This window comes from Pseudobutyrivibrio sp. 49, assembly GCF_900100545.1.
In the GTDB taxonomy this organism is placed as follows: Bacteria; Bacillota; Clostridia; order Lachnospirales; family Lachnospiraceae; genus Pseudobutyrivibrio.
Genome location: NZ_FNDP01000001.1, coordinates 466,574 through 481,260, shown reverse-complemented (window position 1 = coordinate 481,260; position 14,687 = coordinate 466,574). Strand labels below are relative to the sequence as shown.

Here is a 14,687-nt window from a genome sequence, read left to right as displayed (position 1 = left end):
TATAGTCATTATAGTCTCCCCTCTTAAATCCTCATATCAAAGGATGTTGTATGCTTCTCAGAAACACTTCCATCAGGCATTTTTTTGTCTTTTTTACCTTTTTTTATGCCTTTTTTGTCTTTGTTTCCTTCGTAGCCCTTACCATTTCCTTCTCTTTCGTAACTGTCCTCTTCCCTGTTTGACTTGTACAGGTCATTAACCTGCTTTGCCTGCTGTTCTTGCTGTTTCTCTACCGTGTGGGTGAGATTCTGCTGTTCAAGCATGGGCTTTTGATCCTCCTGAGCCTTGGTATGACTTAGCTCATTTGTATTTTGGATCATTCCATTAAAATTGATTGGACTTATCGACATAACATACCCTCCCTAAAGATCATACACCATAAATCAATCATTCAATTAACAGAACTACAAAAACTACTGATTAGTTAAAATACCCATGTATTCACCAAGAACCTTTCGCATTTTTTGAAGAGCCTTGGTATGTAACTGTGAAACTCTCGATTCCGAAACCTCAAGAGCTGCGCTAATTTCTTTTAAAGTCAAATCTTCGTAATAATATAAAAGTATAACCTGCTTTTCCTTTTCGGTAAGCATATCTAAGGCTTCCTGAAGTTTTTCAGTAAGCTCTTTTTTTGAAATATTATCTTCAGGCTGGATAAAGTGAGAGTTATGTTCCGCCTCCATAACAGGCTCATTTCCAGCTTCCACAAATTCGTTCAGTGATACTACATTAGTGACATTTAGCTGAGACTGCCACTTAGAAAATTCGTCCGAAGAAATTTTAAGCTCAGCAGCTATATCTTCATCGGTGGCACTATGACCCGTGCGAGCTTCAACCGCCTTGATTGCATCATCAATCATCCTCTGTCTTTGACGTATTGTACGAGGAATCCAGTCCATCTTGCGAATCTGGTCCAAAATAGAACCGCGGATTCTAAGACTTGCATAGGTTTCAAACTTAACATCCTTGGCCAAATCGAATTTATCTATAGCATCAATAAGTCCAAAAATACCGTAGCTACACAAATCTTCATACTCAACTGTATTTCCCAAATACATGCAGAGTCTGCCAGCAACTATCTTAACAAGCGGCGCATATTCAAGTATTAATTGCTCCCTAATCTCGGGAGTAGGACTAACTTTGTATTTGTCCCAAAGCTTTTCCTTGTCACTCGCCTTCATTAATGCCCCCTTAAATCAAGTCTGAATCAGTTCTATAACCCCTCCTCTGGTCCAGACGCAACATCCTCGGAATTCATTTGATCTTCTTCTTCGATTTCATCTTCGGCCAGCACACTGCTAATATCCTGAGGCTCCTCATCAAGAGACTCAGCCGGTTCCAATTCTCTGAAGGCATAATCAAGAATCATTTTGATTACCGTGCCCATAAACAGAAAAATGATAACAACAATTAACAGTCTTGATACAAAGACCGAAAGTTCAACCCTTTGAATAATAGAAATAACACACGAAATAAACGCTGCAGCCAACGTAATTATAATAGGTATAGGCTTTGTGTTCATCTGTGCCTCCAAATATTATTCTAAATAATTTTTAGCTCTTTGCCAACTGCCTTAATATAGTATTCTCCTGTCTCACTGTACAGTTCTACAGTACGACCATAATTTAGGCCGCAATCCTCCGCAACAAGCTTAACTCCAAGTTCTTTAAGCTTTTGACGGCTCGCCTCAGCGTTACGATCACCAACGTTAATTGATGTGGACGCACCTGGCATTTCGAACATCTTAGCACCACCGGCGATTTTAGCTACCATTCGAGCTTTGTTTGCTCCAGCTTTAATCATGTCATCATAAAGCTTTTGAATACCAGTATCTGCAAACTTAGCAATATTTGTATTGTTTCTGATTGCAGTACTGTCAGGTAGCATAATGTGCGCCAAACCACTGATTTTTGTAGATGGGTCATAGATTGCAATACCAATACATGAGCCCAAACCAATGGTCGTCAGTGCATCAGGAGCTTTACATATTTTAAGATCAGCCATGCCGACTTTAATCATCTGCCCCATACATTCACTCTCCTTATATTGATACACCAAGCGCGGTTAATATCTTCGCATAAGAATCTTCTTCTGGCATTAATATAAAATGTCCCTTGATTCCTAAATCATCAGAGAATTCTGTATTAATCATAAGAGCATTATCACCAAAAATACCAAACTGAACAGCAGGAACTGAAAGAATAGCTGCTGCCATATCAACTGCAACAAATGGTACTGATGGTAAAATTGTAAGGTTTGTCAATCCTGATAAAGCTGACAAATACGAACCTGCAATAATATTTCCAACTTCTTTAATTGCAGATAAATCCATTTCATTGAATGGTTCTGAGTAATCAGGGTCGCGCATCATAAGCATATTTACTACATGATGGGCTGACTGCATATCCATTAAAAACATCATGGAACCATCTATATCTGCTTCAACACCAAGCATGATACCAACAATAATTTCGTCTTCAGCTCCAATTGCGCCACCTAATTCTTCTACAGGAAGAAATGCGACCTCTGGAACACTCATATCAATCCTAAGGCCAAGCATATTGGCGATGGCCGTTGTTGCATTACCAGCGCCAATATTACCTATTTCCTTGAGGACATCAAAATATTTTTCATTTACTTCATTAAGTGTGAGCATATAACCTCCCGTTAAGAAGCCTCATTCTCTCCTATAATAGAACTAATTTCGAAGATAGAAATGAGCTCGTCCCCATTTTTTCCTACGCCATTAATAAAGGAATTTTTACTCTTCAATGTTGAAGATGGTGCCTCAATATCATCCTCTGATAATGAGAGAACCTCCTTTACCTCATCAACAATAACGCCCATAAGTCCGCCACCATCAAGCTTAAGAATGATAATACGAGATGCATCAGTAAACTCGTCATCATCCAAATCCATTCGGCGTCTAAGACTCATTACAGGAACAACCTCACCACGAAGATTAATTACTCCACGGTAGTAAGAAGGTGCTTTTGGCACTCTGGTAATCTTACTAAGTCTAACGATGTTATCAATATAGGAAATGTCGATACCATAGTGCTCGCCACCAATTTTAACAACAATGTATTGCTTCTTTTCTTTTTCAACTACATCATACATAGTTATATCTGACATGGTCTCACCTCCTATTAAATGACAGCATTAACATCAAGAATCATAGCGATTTCACCATCACCAAGGATAGTAGCACCACTAATGAGCTTGTTGTTATCCAGCTTACCAAGAGATTTGATAACGATTTCCAGCTGTCCAATAAGATTATCAACGATAATACCACCAAGAGTATCACCCTTCTTACAGATAACAACTGTCATTGTATCTTCTGTATCTTCCTTTGGTTCGCAATCAAGAAGGTTATCCAAATGAATAAGTGGAATAACCTGTCCTCTAAGGTGAATAACCTCCTTGGACTCTACATACTTGATTTCTGACTTAGGAATATTTTCAATGTTCATAATAGAAGCAAGCGCAATCGCATACTTCTCATCTCTAATTTCAACCATGAGCGCCTGAATGATAGCAAGTGTAAGTGGAAGTCTTACTGTAAAGGTAGAACCTTCACCCATCACAGATTTAACTGTAACATCACCACCAAGGGCCTCAATATTACTCTTAACAACGTCAAGACCTACGCCTCGACCAGAGATATCTGTAATCTGTTTAGCCATTGAGAAGGATGGCATAAACAGGAAGTCTATAATTTCCTTCTGAGTAAGATTCTCAGCTTCTTCAGGCGTTACAAGACCTCTTTCAACAGCTTTATCTCTAACCTTGTCAGTATTAATACCGCCACCATCGTCTCCAACCTCAATGATGACATTGTTGCCTTCCTGGAAAGCGTTAAGGAAAATTGTTCCCTTTTCTGGTTTTCCAGCAGCACGTCTGTCTTCAGGAGACTCGATACCGTGGTCAGCAGAATTTCTAAGCAAATGCTGAAGTGGATCACCAAGCTGATCTACTACAGTACGGTCAAGCTCTGTGTCCTCACCAGTCATAATAAGTTCCATTGGTTTGTTGAGCTTTCTATCCAAATCTCGAATCATTCGAGGGAACTTAGCTACAACGGATTCGATAGGAACCATTCGAACCTTCATAACTGATTCGTGAAGGTTTGTTGTAATTCTCTCAAGGTATTCAATATTCTCATGTAATGTCTGGCTGTCAATCTCACCAGAGCCATTACTCTGAGAAGCAAGTGAGTTCTTTGCAATGATAAGCTCGGATACCTGATTCATAAGTGCATCCAGCTTTTCAATATCTACACGAATTGTACGGGAAGTAACAGGCTTGTTCGCTGGCTGGTTAGTCTTTCCGCCTGCTGCCTTTGCTGCTGGAGCTGGAGCTGCTGAAGGTACAGGTGCTGGTGTTGCTGCCGCAGGTGCTGGTGCAGCCTCTGGAGCTGGTGCTGCAGCCTCAGGTTCAGGAGCCCCTTCCTTCTTTTCATACATCTCTGGTGTAACCTTTTCAGCTTCAACTGAATCTATTTCTGATACAGTCTTAATAGACTCAATGATAGGATCGAGCTCGGCCTCTGAAGAAAGAATAAATGAGAAATCAAACTCAAAATTTTCATCCTCAATATCTCCAGAGCTTGGGTCGAAGGCCATAATCTGACCAAAGTCTTCAACAGCCTTAAATACAAGGAAAGCTCTTGCTGCCTTAAGCAAGCACTCCTTGCTGATATGAACTGTAAATCCATAGAGCTGCTTCTCGCCTTTAAGCTTCTCACAAAGCTCAGGATCAACAGGAATCTTCTTATAAAGCGGGCCATCAGCTGCGTCTGCAGCAGGTGCAGCCTCTTCGCCACCTTCTGCGCCACCCTCTGCTGGAGCTTCAGCAGGTGCTGCAGCATCGCCACCGCCTTCACCTGAACCGCCACCTGCAAGGTAATCATTTAAAAGCTTAATTAAAGCTTCATTCTCTTCTTCACCTTCGTTTGATGTGGCTTTAACTGTTTCAAGGTAAGTTTCGATAGCATCAAGACACTTAAAGAGAATATCAATAAGTGCAGAATTAACCTTAACGTTATCATTTCGAACTTCCTGGAAAACGTTTTCCATATCATGGGTAAGACGCTGCATTCTCTTGAATCCCATAGTACCAGCCATACCTTTTAAGGAGTGAGCTGCTCGGAATATTTCATTTACAACATCCTTATTATCAGGCTCCTTTTCCAATTCCATAATGTTATCGGAAAGGCTCTGAATATGACCACTTGTCTCATCAATAAAGATATCCAGATACTGACTTACATCCATAACTCATGACCTCCAGTTTTCTACAACCTTTTTACAATTGAATTAGCAACTGATTTAAGTGGAGCAACTTCATTGGACAACCCCCCTTGCTCCACCGCTTTCGGCATTCCATATACAACACATGTGGAAGCTTCTTGCGAAATTACGTAAGTCTTTTTGTATTGATTCAAGTATTTAATTCCTTCAGATCCATCTGCTCCCATTCCTGTAAGAACAACACATATTATCTCATCAAAACTAGATTTACTGAGAGACCTGTACATAACATCTGCACAAGGTTTTAAGCTGTTTACAGGTGGGCTGTCATCCAAATGACAATAAGCCGCATGACTTCCGTCTTCGCAGATTTCCATGTGCTTACCACCCGGCGTAATATAAACCCATCCAGGCTTAAAGTACTCTCCATTTTCGGCTTCCTTAACATTTACCGCTGATATCTGATCCAGACGGGCTGCAAGAGATGCTGTAAATCCCTCTGGCATATGCTGAACCAAAACAAGCGGAACAGATAAAGTTGCTGGTAGCATTGGAACGAATGTATGTAATGCTTGAGGACCTCCAGTAGAACACGCCAGAGCAATAATCTTTTTTGTTCTGACCCCTGTACCTACAGGTTTTACAGTAGGTTTCTTATCACCACCTGGAGAAGCTGCTGGAGCCGGTGGAGGTGCAGTAGCTGGCTTTCTCTCAACCGGTGTTGGAGCCGCAGGTCTCGCTGGCGTAGAAGAAGTTTGCGCAATACTGCTTCCACTTTTGGTAGCCTGAAGGCTCTTTTTCACATTCTCCATACGCTCCAAGGTAGAGCGCCTAGATTCCTCAATAGCCTTTGTAGCATCGCTTGTACTTCTTCTGGCAGATATCTGTCTAAAGCTTGATTGCTTAGTTGCATTATGCAACGCCGTAACCAACTGTCGACCAAATACATCCCTGGTATCGCTGCCTGATCTGATAGGCTTTACTACAAAGTCTAAAGCACCATACTCCAAAGCCCTTATGGTACTTTCTGTATCCTCCTTCAAAATAGAACTAACAAGAACAGCATTAAACGGTATCTTCTCATTGTAAAGCTTGGCAAGTAAATCGACGCCCTGTAGCTTAGGAAGAACCATATCAAGTACCACAAGATCATATGGATTGTTCTTTATTTTATTGTAAGCATCTTCGCCGTCTGCACTAACGTCGACTACACGAAAATCACTATCTGCGTTGATAATATCACAGATAACCCTTCGCATAAGTGCAGAATCATCAACAACCAAAATCTTATACATTCTTTACCCTTGATCCTTCTTTCTTAAGCGTCGCTCCTCGTCAAAAATGTACTTAATAATTGTCTCCCTATCTTCTGCCTCTTTAAACAGGAATTCTATTCTATGTTCATATAGTCCTATATCCTGTTTGAATTCATTTTTAATCATTTTCGCAACTACATTTATGCGTTCAGATACGGTATTAGATTTCAGTTTGAAAGAAACATACATAAATTTGTCGGTCTGAATATCTTTCTTAGCACGAATTTTAGCGCCACCACCACTTATATCCACGATATTTCCATCAACTGGTTCACCGTAGGTATTACCATATTTTTCCAAATCACGTTCTACCAAAACCATATTAGGTAAATATGCAACATCCTCAGGAATAGGTAATATCTTAACTGCTATTAAGCAATCAAATCGATAATAATCTCTTCTTTGAACCTTTTTAAGCTCGGTAGAAGGCTCAAAAACATATACCGGAAAATTCTCTAATCGACCTCTTTTTGTAATCTCGCCAGTAAGCTGAAACATTCCAGCTTTAGTATTGAAGACAGCATGAAAAGGAACATTCATCGGTATAGTGACTGTATGTCCCTTTCTCGTAGGAATATGAAATACTATATCCTTGTTCTTGGTAACACCAAAGACGCTGGAGATATAAGCACTTCTATCCTCATCTATGTTGTTTTCAACATCAGAATTTGTGCTGGCAATTGTAAATTCAATCGGTGTGCCAGGTCTCAGATCGAATATTTCCATACTCAAGCCCTATCTCTTAAAAGTGCACTGAAAATATGTGAAACACCCCACTTATAATGAGTGTTTTCATCTTTCTGAAGAAGCTTCGATGCGATACCTTCAAAGCTTTTGGATGCCTTACTGGTAGGATAATCCAGAGACACTACCTTTTGGTTTCTCACAGCTTTTTCTAAATTGCCGTCATAAGGAATGTATCCTAAATAATCTAAATCTCCACCCAAAAATTTCTTCACCACAGATTGCATCTTCATGTAAACAGCTTTTCCTTCAGCCTCACTGTTTACCTTATTAGCAACTAAATGTACGTTGGTTCCATCCTTAACATACTTTGTGCTCTTACACATAGCTTTCATTAAGGAGTAGGAATCGGTAAGCGAGCTTGGTTCTGGAGTTGAAACTAATATAACCTCTGGAGAGGCAAGAACAAACTCTAGCACCTGGTCCGAAACGCCCGCACCAGTATCTATTATAAGAATATCACATAAGTCGTTTAAAAGTGATAGATTATGCACTAAAAACGTAATTTGTTCACGATTTAGATTATTTAATCCCACTACACCAGAGCCACCTGATATAAAACCAATCCCCATTGGCCCTGTAGAAATAATATCTCTAATACTTCTGCCATTAAAAATTACATCAGATAAATTGTATTTTGGCAGAGTCCCAAACATTACCTCCACATTGGCAAGGCCAAAATCCGCATCAAGGATAATCACCTTTTTCCCCATCTGCGAAAGCTGCACAGCAAGATTAACGGCCATATTGGATTTACCAACGCCTCCCTTGCCAGAGGTTATTGTAATAACCTTGGTGTTCTCGATATTTCTAACGCTCTGTGCCTTTATTACATTTCGTAAATTTTCCGCCTGATCCATTTAGTTTCCTCCCAATAACTGTTTAACCAGCTTCTGGGCATTAACAATCTCGATATCGTCTGGCACATTCTGCCCCGTAGTTATGTAGGAAAGCTGTGCACCAGTATATTGTTTTAAATTAAAAATATTACCAAGACACTTCGTCTCATCAAGCTTGGTAAAGATTAAGTTGAATTTGGTGAATTCCATATAGGTGTCTGCAATCTCTACTAAATCCTTGTGTTTTGTTGTTGCTGATAAAACAAGATAAACCTCGCTATCATAGAATTCTCCCAAGGCACTAATAAGCTTCTTGGTATCGTTCTTCTGGTCCTGATTTTTGTGAGAGAACCCTATGGTATCTACCAAAATAACGTCTAAATCCTGATTCTCTCTGTTCTGTCTTTTTACTGTATCTAACAGCTCATCGGCAGAATAAATAACATTTAGAGGAACGCCAAGAATATTAGCGTAGGTCTGAAGCTGGTTTGCAGCAGCCATTCTAAAGGTATCTGCTGTAATTAGGCCAACCTTCTTGCCCTCCTCAACCTTAAACTTGGAAGCAATTTTGGCGATTGTAGTAGTTTTGCCTACACCTGTTGGACCAATAAAGAAAATAACCTTAGGTTTCTTTTCTCCTGCAACTATTCTAGTTGGTGTTCCAAGCTTTAATACCATTTTTTGATAAACAGAGGACAAAAGATTATCAAGAGAATGACTGGTCTGTAATACCTTATCCATGTCATCCAAAACCTGATTAATGTATTTCTCCTGAACCTCGTTGTCCAAAAGGACGTTATAAAGCATCTTTACAAATACATGGTTATCATTATCGATAGAAAGCTTTTCACTGTGAACAGCTTCTATTGGCATCTCCACTGGAGATCTTCCTACAGTAGTTTCTTCCTCAGGCTCAGATTTTACTGGAGCCTTAACAAAGGCCGGCTTCGAATATGTAGGTTCGATTAGTTTTGCTCTTGGTGCCGAGCCAGAAAGAGGTTCAAATTCAACTTGATTAGAAGTCATAGTATCTCCCTCCTGTTTCTCTAACACTTCATTTACTGCGGAAAATGCATCCTTTAAAATAAGAGCATCGTCTGCAACAGCATCAAAAGTACCAATCTTTTCTTCGCCATTATTCTCCACTTTTTCTGAAGCTACAGTTGCAAAATCCAAAGCTTCTTTTGAAAAGCCATCATCCTCTACTGCAGCTGTCACTTCATAAGTGCTACTCTTAAAGAAGCTTCCAAGTCCCTTTGGCTTGATAACCTTAACATTCATGATAACTGCAGCATCGCCAAGCTCCTCTCGAACTTTTGACATTGCCTCTTCTTCAGTTTTTCCAGTGTACTTGTTAATAACCATTTAATTCACCCTGTAACCATTCCCACCGATGAAAGTTCTACATTAGAATCAATCTCATTATAGGAAACAACAATTAAATCTTTTATATAGTCCTGAGTCATGCTCTTGAAGTACATTCTTACGATAGGAGATGTAACGACAATAGGTGTTCTTCCCATGTCCTCAATCTTTTTAATCTCATCCTCAAGAGAAGCTATAATTGCTTTTATTCTCTCTGGGTCTAATGTCAGATATGCACCCTGTTCAGTCTGTTTAATAGATGCCATAATATCCTGTTCCACCTTCGGATCAACCGTGATAACCTGCGTAACTTCATTAGGTGCAAAATATCTGCCTGAAATAGCTCTCTTCAAGCCCTGACGAACATACTCTGTCAAAACATCAGTGTCATGAGTTGTTGTAGCATGATCAGCCAGTACTTCAAAAATAGAAAGCAAATCTCTAATAGAAATACCCTCTGATAACAGATTCTGTAATACCTTCTGTACATCTCCCAATCCAAGGAGCTTAGGTATAAGCTCATCAACAATAACAGGATTTGATTCCTTGAGATTGTCCACAAGATTCTGAACATCCTGTCTTGTAAGAAGCTCGGCAATATGGCTTCTAATAATCTCAGTAAGGTGTGTAGCAATTATTGAAGGAGGATCTACAACTGTGTAACCTAAGGATTCTGCCCTCTCACGCTGACTCTCTGTAATCCAGATAGCCGGGAGATGGAAGGATGGTTCAAAGGTAGGAATACCAGTGATTTCTTCCTCAACATAGCCTGGATTCATGGCCATGTAATGGTCAAATAGTATCTCGCCTTCTGTAACCTGAATTCCCTTTATCTTTATAATATATTGATTAGGGTTCAGCTGAATGTTATCTCGAAGTCGAATGATCGGAACAACAGTACCAAGTTCCAAGGCTATCTGACGGCGAATCATAACGACTCGATCCAGCAAATCTCCTCCCTGATTAACGTCTGCAAGAGGGATGATTCCATAACCAAACTCCAGCTCAATCGGATCAACCTGCAACAGCGAAACAACATTTTCCGGCTTTCGAATTTCCTCTGCTTCTGTTTCCTCTGCAGCTACCTCCTGTTCTATCTCTTCCTCGCCAAGAGTCTTTGACATTGAATATCCAGAAACACCAAAAGCTGCAGCAAAGCCTAGGAATAAAACAGTATTAAGAGGTGTGAATGCCAAAACTGCCATTGAAGCTGCAACAATATACAAAACCTTTGGTAAACCAAAGAGCTGCTTAACCAAAGTACCTGAGAAATCTGCTGCCTTTGAGCCCTTTGTTACAAGGATACCTGTTGATAACGAAATAAGCAGTGAAGGAATCTGAGAAACCAGGCCATCACCTATTGTAAGGATACCAAACTGCTGAATTGCCTCAGCAAATGGCAAGCCCTGATTAATCATTCCAAGAGCAGTACCACCAGCCATATTAACAACTGTAATAATAAGACCTGCAGTGGCATCTCCTTTAACGTACTTGGTAGCACCGTCCATAGCTCCGAAGAATGCTGATTCTTCCTGAATCTTATCTCTTCTTCGTTTTGCTTCCTGATCATCAATAGCTCCGGTATTCAAATCCGCGTCAATGGCCATCTGTTTACCAGGCATAGCATCCAGTGTGAATCGTGCTGAAACCTCAGCTACACGCTCAGAACCTTTATTGATTACCATAAACTGAATGATAATCAGAATAAGGAAAATAATTCCACCAATAATAAGATTATTACCACCAACGAATGTACCAAAGGTTCTTACTACGTTTCCTGGGTCACCACTTGAAAGAATAAGCTTTGTCGAAGAAACGTTTAGAGAAATTCTAAAAATAGTGGTAAAAAGTAATAAGGTTGGGAAGAAGGACATGTCCAGAACTTCCTGCACAAACAGAACGTTCATAAGGACAATAAGAGCAATGGATATATTGAAAGCAATCATTATATCCAGTAAAAAATTTGGAATTGGAATAATAAAGAAGGCAACTGCGGCAAGCAAATACAAGGCTATTCCAACATCAGTTTTCTTTACAGATGCAGCTATGTCCATTACTCATCTCCCCCTTTCTTTAGATTTTAAACAGCTTTATTTCTTTCTGTATATACCACAGCCAAAATCTCGGCTACAGCCTGATAAAGCTCCGGTGGGATAGTCTGATCAATATCAACCGTTGCATATAAAGCTCGTGCTAACGGCTTGTTTTCAACAATTGGAACACCGTTTTCTGCGGCAGTGTCCTTAATCTTCTTCGCAAGATAATCCTCACCCTTTGCTATAACCCTAGGAGCTTCATCCTTGGTATTGTCATATAAAATTGCTACTGCAATATGGGTAGGGTTTGTAATAACAACATCAGCCTGCGGAACATTTTTCATCATTCTGCGCTGAGATGTCTCCATCATCTTCTGACGTTGTTTTCCTTTAATCTTAGGATCTCCTTCAGTATTCTTGTATTCATCCTTTACCTCTTGCTTGGTCATCTTCATATCATTAGTAAATTTCCACTTTTGATAAGCGTAATCAATAAGGCCCAGGATTATATATACGATACTGATTTTTATTCCTATTTCACAAATTAACTTAAATATCAAACTGAGGGATGCATTAAGCCCTATATCATAAAGAATGAATAAATTACCAGCCTGATCGCGAATAGAAATATATGCTATATAACAAACCAAGAATATCTTTGCCAGTGCCATCAAAAGATTCATAATAGAATCCTTTGAAAAAATACGTTTAAAACCACTGACTGGATTGAATTTGCTAAGCTTAGGCTGTAGTGGCTTCAAAGTAAGCTTCCATCCTACCTGTATCAGATTGGTTACAAATCCTGTTATGAAACCAATAATAAAGAATGGAAGCAGGATTATAAGCATTTTCACAAGAAGAATTCTAAAAATACCGGTTATGGTATGTACCGTAAGACCGCTTCCGTTATAAGAAACAACATCAGGAATAATGGAATAAATCCACGCAAAAATCTCTTCAAAGCGAACGCCTGCAAAACCCAGGAAAACACTTAGAGCAAAGAAAAATCCAAGAAGCGCTATTCCATTTACCATCTCCTTACTTTTGGCAACCTTGCCTTCGTTTCTAGCATCGGAAAGCTTCTTACTGGTAGGCTGTTCAGTTTTCTCTCCACCCTCTCCATCTGCAAAGAACTGCAAATCATAGGGAAAAAGAAGTTCTTTCGTCTCTGTCATTAATGCAACCCCTGAATGTATAAAGTAAGCATTGTTTTCATTTCCTTGAAAATAAAGGCCGCAACATCAGGTAAAAGGAAAATCGTCAAAAATAAAACCGTAAATCCTACAATAATTTTTAGTTGAGCACCAACAGAGAACATATGAATCTGTGGTGCCACTTTTACCATAATTCCAAGAATGGTATTCAATATCATTATTACCGCAAAAACTGGAAGGATGATTCTAAAGGCAATAACAAAAACATCTCCCATAAACTTCAAAGTAGATACAAATAGTGAATCCCACTTAAAAATAGTTCCCCCAATTGGAATCAATGTAAAAGCATCACAAAAGGTTTTAAAGATATATCTATGCATCCCTGATAGAATCAGAAGAATCATAAGGAAATTGTTGTACAAAGAACCAGTAACACTGGATTCAGTACGAAGTGTTGGGTCGTATTCCTGGGCCATTGAAAGACCTATATTCATATCAATCATATTTCCAGCCAAAAGAATAATGAAGTTGCAGCAATATGTTGAAAACCCAATTATCAAACCAGTCAAGGCTTCCTTCGTAACTAAAAAAGCATATCCAACTACTGTAGAATAGTTAAGCGCACTAAAATCAACCACAAAATACAAAAGAAGGGAAACAAGTGCCGCAAAGCCGACCTTCACCCTTGCAGGTGTATTGCTGATGCTAAAAAAGGGTGCTACTACTACGAACATGGATATGCGTGTAAGTATCAACAAGAAATATTCAAAGTTTTCTAATGTAAAATGTATACTAAACATTCATTTCTAGCCCAGATAAATACTAAAATTTGCCCACAATTCAGTGATATATTCCGTTAACACTGTTAGCATCCATGGACCGAAAAATAGAAGAGCCGCAAAAACCCCTACAATCTTTGGAATAAAGGTAAGAGTCTGCTCCTGAATAGATGTGACTGTTTGAAAAATACTGATAATCAAACCTATAGTAAGGGATACCAGCAAAAGTGGTAGAGATGTAATCAGAAGCATATAAACCGCATCTCTAATGATATCTAATACCTGTCCTTCAGTCATAACTACCCTCTCCTAAAGCCCCCGGGTGAATAGGTAAAGTGTTAATAGAAAGTCTTCACCAATCCACCAATAACAAGATCCCAACCATCTACCAATACGAATAACAATATCTTAAACGGTAGTGAAATCGTAGTAGGTGGAAGCATCATCATACCCATTGACATAAGTACTGATGCTACTACCATATCAATAACAATAAATGGAATGTAAATCATAAAGCCTATAATAAAGGCTGTTCTAAGCTCTGATAATATAAACGCCGGCACGATAACTGTAAAAGGAACATCCTCATACTTGTTATCTTCGTATGTGATACCAGCTATATCACAGAACAGATTTAAATCCTTAGTTTGAATTTGAGGATACATAAATTCTCTAACAGGAGTTATAGCTGCATCAATTGCTTCCTGCTGAGTAATCTCCCCTGCATCAAATGGGTCAATCGCCTCGGTTTTGATTTGAGTCAATACTGGAGACATAATGAATAATGTTAAAAACAACGCCAAACCAATCAATACCTGATTTGGAGGCGCTGTGTTAGTTCCAATAGCAGCACGCACAAAGTGTAGAACAATGACGCATCTGGTAAAGGAAGTTAACATTATGAGAATTGATGGCGATAGAGTAAGGATTGTTAAAACCAATAACATCCTAAGGGTGGAAGAAAAATTTCCATCCTCGCCATTGAACGTTAATGTAAAACCATTCCTTTCGCCAACAACTTCATCCGACGCATTTGGTGCGTTTTCAGTTGCACCGTAAGTCCCATTTGCAGCCCCATACTGGGTTCCGTCATATTCTGTTGCATGAACTGTAATCCCAGTAGAAATAAGGGTATAGCAAACAACTACAGTTGCAAAAATAATACTGAAGACTAAATACACCTTTTTGATTTTATCCAT

At 39.3% G+C, this 14,687-nt stretch carries 16 protein-coding genes; all 16 read right to left on the bottom strand.

Features of this window, described 5'->3' with window-relative positions; translation table 11 throughout:
- Positions 1 to 23: 23 nt before the first annotated feature.
- The 16 genes from BLP54_RS02125 to fliP all read right to left on the bottom strand — a co-directional run bounded on the left by BLP54_RS02125 (position 24) and on the right by fliP (position 14,687).
- Entirely contained in the window at positions 24 to 350 is a 327-nt protein-coding gene (locus BLP54_RS02125; protein WP_090166286.1) for a hypothetical protein, read from the bottom strand.
- Between the two features lie 63 nt (positions 351 to 413).
- On the bottom strand, positions 414 to 1,181 hold the full coding sequence (locus BLP54_RS02120; protein ID WP_090166284.1) for a FliA/WhiG family RNA polymerase sigma factor: 768 nt from the start codon (positions 1,179 to 1,181) through the stop codon (positions 414 to 416).
- Positions 1,182 to 1,213: 32 nt separating this feature from the next.
- Positions 1,214 to 1,522 (bottom strand): hypothetical protein, encoded by a 309-nt coding sequence (locus tag BLP54_RS02115; RefSeq protein ID WP_090166282.1) that lies wholly within the window; start codon positions 1,520 to 1,522, stop codon positions 1,214 to 1,216.
- A 20-nt stretch (positions 1,523 to 1,542) separates the two neighbouring features.
- Complete coding sequence (locus tag BLP54_RS02110; protein ID WP_090166280.1) at positions 1,543 to 2,028, bottom strand: chemotaxis protein CheD; 486 nt, start codon at positions 2,026 to 2,028, stop codon at positions 1,543 to 1,545.
- Between the two features lie 13 nt (positions 2,029 to 2,041).
- The gene (locus BLP54_RS02105) at positions 2,042 to 2,656 is read right to left on the bottom strand and encodes a chemotaxis protein CheC (RefSeq protein ID WP_090166278.1); all 615 of its coding nucleotides are present in this window, start codon (positions 2,654 to 2,656) and stop codon (positions 2,042 to 2,044) included.
- Between the two features lie 11 nt (positions 2,657 to 2,667).
- Positions 2,668 to 3,135 (bottom strand): chemotaxis protein CheW, encoded by a 468-nt coding sequence (locus BLP54_RS02100; RefSeq protein ID WP_090166276.1) that lies wholly within the window; start codon positions 3,133 to 3,135, stop codon positions 2,668 to 2,670.
- 14 nt (positions 3,136 to 3,149) lie between these two features.
- The gene (locus BLP54_RS02095) at positions 3,150 to 5,279 is read right to left on the bottom strand and encodes a chemotaxis protein CheA (protein ID WP_090166274.1); all 2,130 of its coding nucleotides are present in this window, start codon (positions 5,277 to 5,279) and stop codon (positions 3,150 to 3,152) included.
- A 20-nt stretch (positions 5,280 to 5,299) separates the two neighbouring features.
- Entirely contained in the window at positions 5,300 to 6,550 is a 1,251-nt protein-coding gene (gene cheB / locus BLP54_RS02090) for a chemotaxis-specific protein-glutamate methyltransferase CheB (RefSeq protein ID WP_090166272.1), read from the bottom strand.
- Between the two features lie 3 nt (positions 6,551 to 6,553).
- Positions 6,554 to 7,297 (bottom strand): flagellar brake protein, encoded by a 744-nt coding sequence (locus BLP54_RS02085; RefSeq protein ID WP_090166270.1) that lies wholly within the window; start codon positions 7,295 to 7,297, stop codon positions 6,554 to 6,556.
- 2 nt (positions 7,298 to 7,299) lie between these two features.
- The gene (locus BLP54_RS02080) at positions 7,300 to 8,175 is read right to left on the bottom strand and encodes a MinD/ParA family protein (RefSeq protein ID WP_090166268.1); all 876 of its coding nucleotides are present in this window, start codon (positions 8,173 to 8,175) and stop codon (positions 7,300 to 7,302) included.
- A complete protein-coding gene (gene flhF / locus BLP54_RS02075; RefSeq protein WP_090166266.1) occupies positions 8,176 to 9,519 on the bottom strand; it encodes a flagellar biosynthesis protein FlhF in 1,344 nt (447 codons plus the stop codon). It abuts the gene before it with no gap.
- Positions 9,520 to 9,524: 5 nt separating this feature from the next.
- A complete protein-coding gene (flhA, locus tag BLP54_RS02070) occupies positions 9,525 to 11,573 on the bottom strand; it encodes a flagellar biosynthesis protein FlhA (protein WP_090166264.1) in 2,049 nt (682 codons plus the stop codon).
- Between the two features lie 26 nt (positions 11,574 to 11,599).
- Positions 11,600 to 12,730 (bottom strand): flagellar biosynthesis protein FlhB, encoded by a 1,131-nt coding sequence (gene flhB, locus BLP54_RS02065; RefSeq protein WP_090166262.1) that lies wholly within the window; start codon positions 12,728 to 12,730, stop codon positions 11,600 to 11,602.
- Positions 12,730 to 13,509 carry a flagellar biosynthetic protein FliR gene (locus tag BLP54_RS02060; protein WP_090166260.1) on the bottom strand — a complete coding sequence of 260 codons (780 nt, stop codon included), beginning with the start codon at positions 13,507 to 13,509 and terminating at the stop codon, positions 12,730 to 12,732. Before BLP54_RS02060 ends, flhB begins: the two co-directional genes overlap by 1 nt.
- A gap of 6 nt (positions 13,510 to 13,515) precedes the next feature.
- The gene (fliQ, locus tag BLP54_RS02055) at positions 13,516 to 13,785 is read right to left on the bottom strand and encodes a flagellar biosynthesis protein FliQ (protein ID WP_090166258.1); all 270 of its coding nucleotides are present in this window, start codon (positions 13,783 to 13,785) and stop codon (positions 13,516 to 13,518) included.
- A gap of 41 nt (positions 13,786 to 13,826) precedes the next feature.
- On the bottom strand, positions 13,827 to 14,687 hold the full coding sequence (fliP, locus tag BLP54_RS02050) for a flagellar type III secretion system pore protein FliP (protein ID WP_090166256.1): 861 nt from the start codon (positions 14,685 to 14,687) through the stop codon (positions 13,827 to 13,829).

Bases quoted from the DNA above. Each gene is read 5' to 3' on its own strand.
- BLP54_RS02125 (WP_090166286.1), bottom strand. From the start codon at position 350: ATGTCGATAAGTCCAATCAATTTTAATGGAATGATCCAAAATACAAAT.
- BLP54_RS02120 (WP_090166284.1), bottom strand. From the start codon at position 1,181: ATGAAGGCGAGTGACAAGGAAAAGCTTTGGGACAAATACAAAGTTAGT.
- BLP54_RS02115 (WP_090166282.1), bottom strand. From the start codon at position 1,522: ATGAACACAAAGCCTATACCTATTATAATTACGTTGGCTGCAGCGTTT.
- BLP54_RS02110 (WP_090166280.1), bottom strand. From the start codon at position 2,028: ATGGGGCAGATGATTAAAGTCGGCATGGCTGATCTTAAAATATGTAAA.
- BLP54_RS02105 (WP_090166278.1), bottom strand. From the start codon at position 2,656: ATGCTCACACTTAATGAAGTAAATGAAAAATATTTTGATGTCCTCAAG.
- BLP54_RS02100 (WP_090166276.1), bottom strand. From the start codon at position 3,135: ATGTCAGATATAACTATGTATGATGTAGTTGAAAAAGAAAAGAAGCAA.
- BLP54_RS02095 (WP_090166274.1), bottom strand. From the start codon at position 5,279: ATGGATGTAAGTCAGTATCTGGATATCTTTATTGATGAGACAAGTGGT.
- cheB (WP_090166272.1), bottom strand. From the start codon at position 6,550: ATGTATAAGATTTTGGTTGTTGATGATTCTGCACTTATGCGAAGGGTT.
- BLP54_RS02085 (WP_090166270.1), bottom strand. From the start codon at position 7,297: ATGGAAATATTCGATCTGAGACCTGGCACACCGATTGAATTTACAATT.
- BLP54_RS02080 (WP_090166268.1), bottom strand. From the start codon at position 8,175: ATGGATCAGGCGGAAAATTTACGAAATGTAATAAAGGCACAGAGCGTT.
- flhF (WP_090166266.1), bottom strand. From the start codon at position 9,519: ATGGTTATTAACAAGTACACTGGAAAAACTGAAGAAGAGGCAATGTCA.
- flhA (WP_090166264.1), bottom strand. From the start codon at position 11,573: ATGGACATAGCTGCATCTGTAAAGAAAACTGATGTTGGAATAGCCTTG.
- flhB (WP_090166262.1), bottom strand. From the start codon at position 12,730: ATGACAGAGACGAAAGAACTTCTTTTTCCCTATGATTTGCAGTTCTTT.
- BLP54_RS02060 (WP_090166260.1), bottom strand. From the start codon at position 13,509: ATGTTTAGTATACATTTTACATTAGAAAACTTTGAATATTTCTTGTTG.
- fliQ (WP_090166258.1), bottom strand. From the start codon at position 13,785: ATGACTGAAGGACAGGTATTAGATATCATTAGAGATGCGGTTTATATG.
- fliP (WP_090166256.1), bottom strand. From the start codon at position 14,687: ATGGATAAAATCAAAAAGGTGTATTTAGTCTTCAGTATTATTTTTGCA.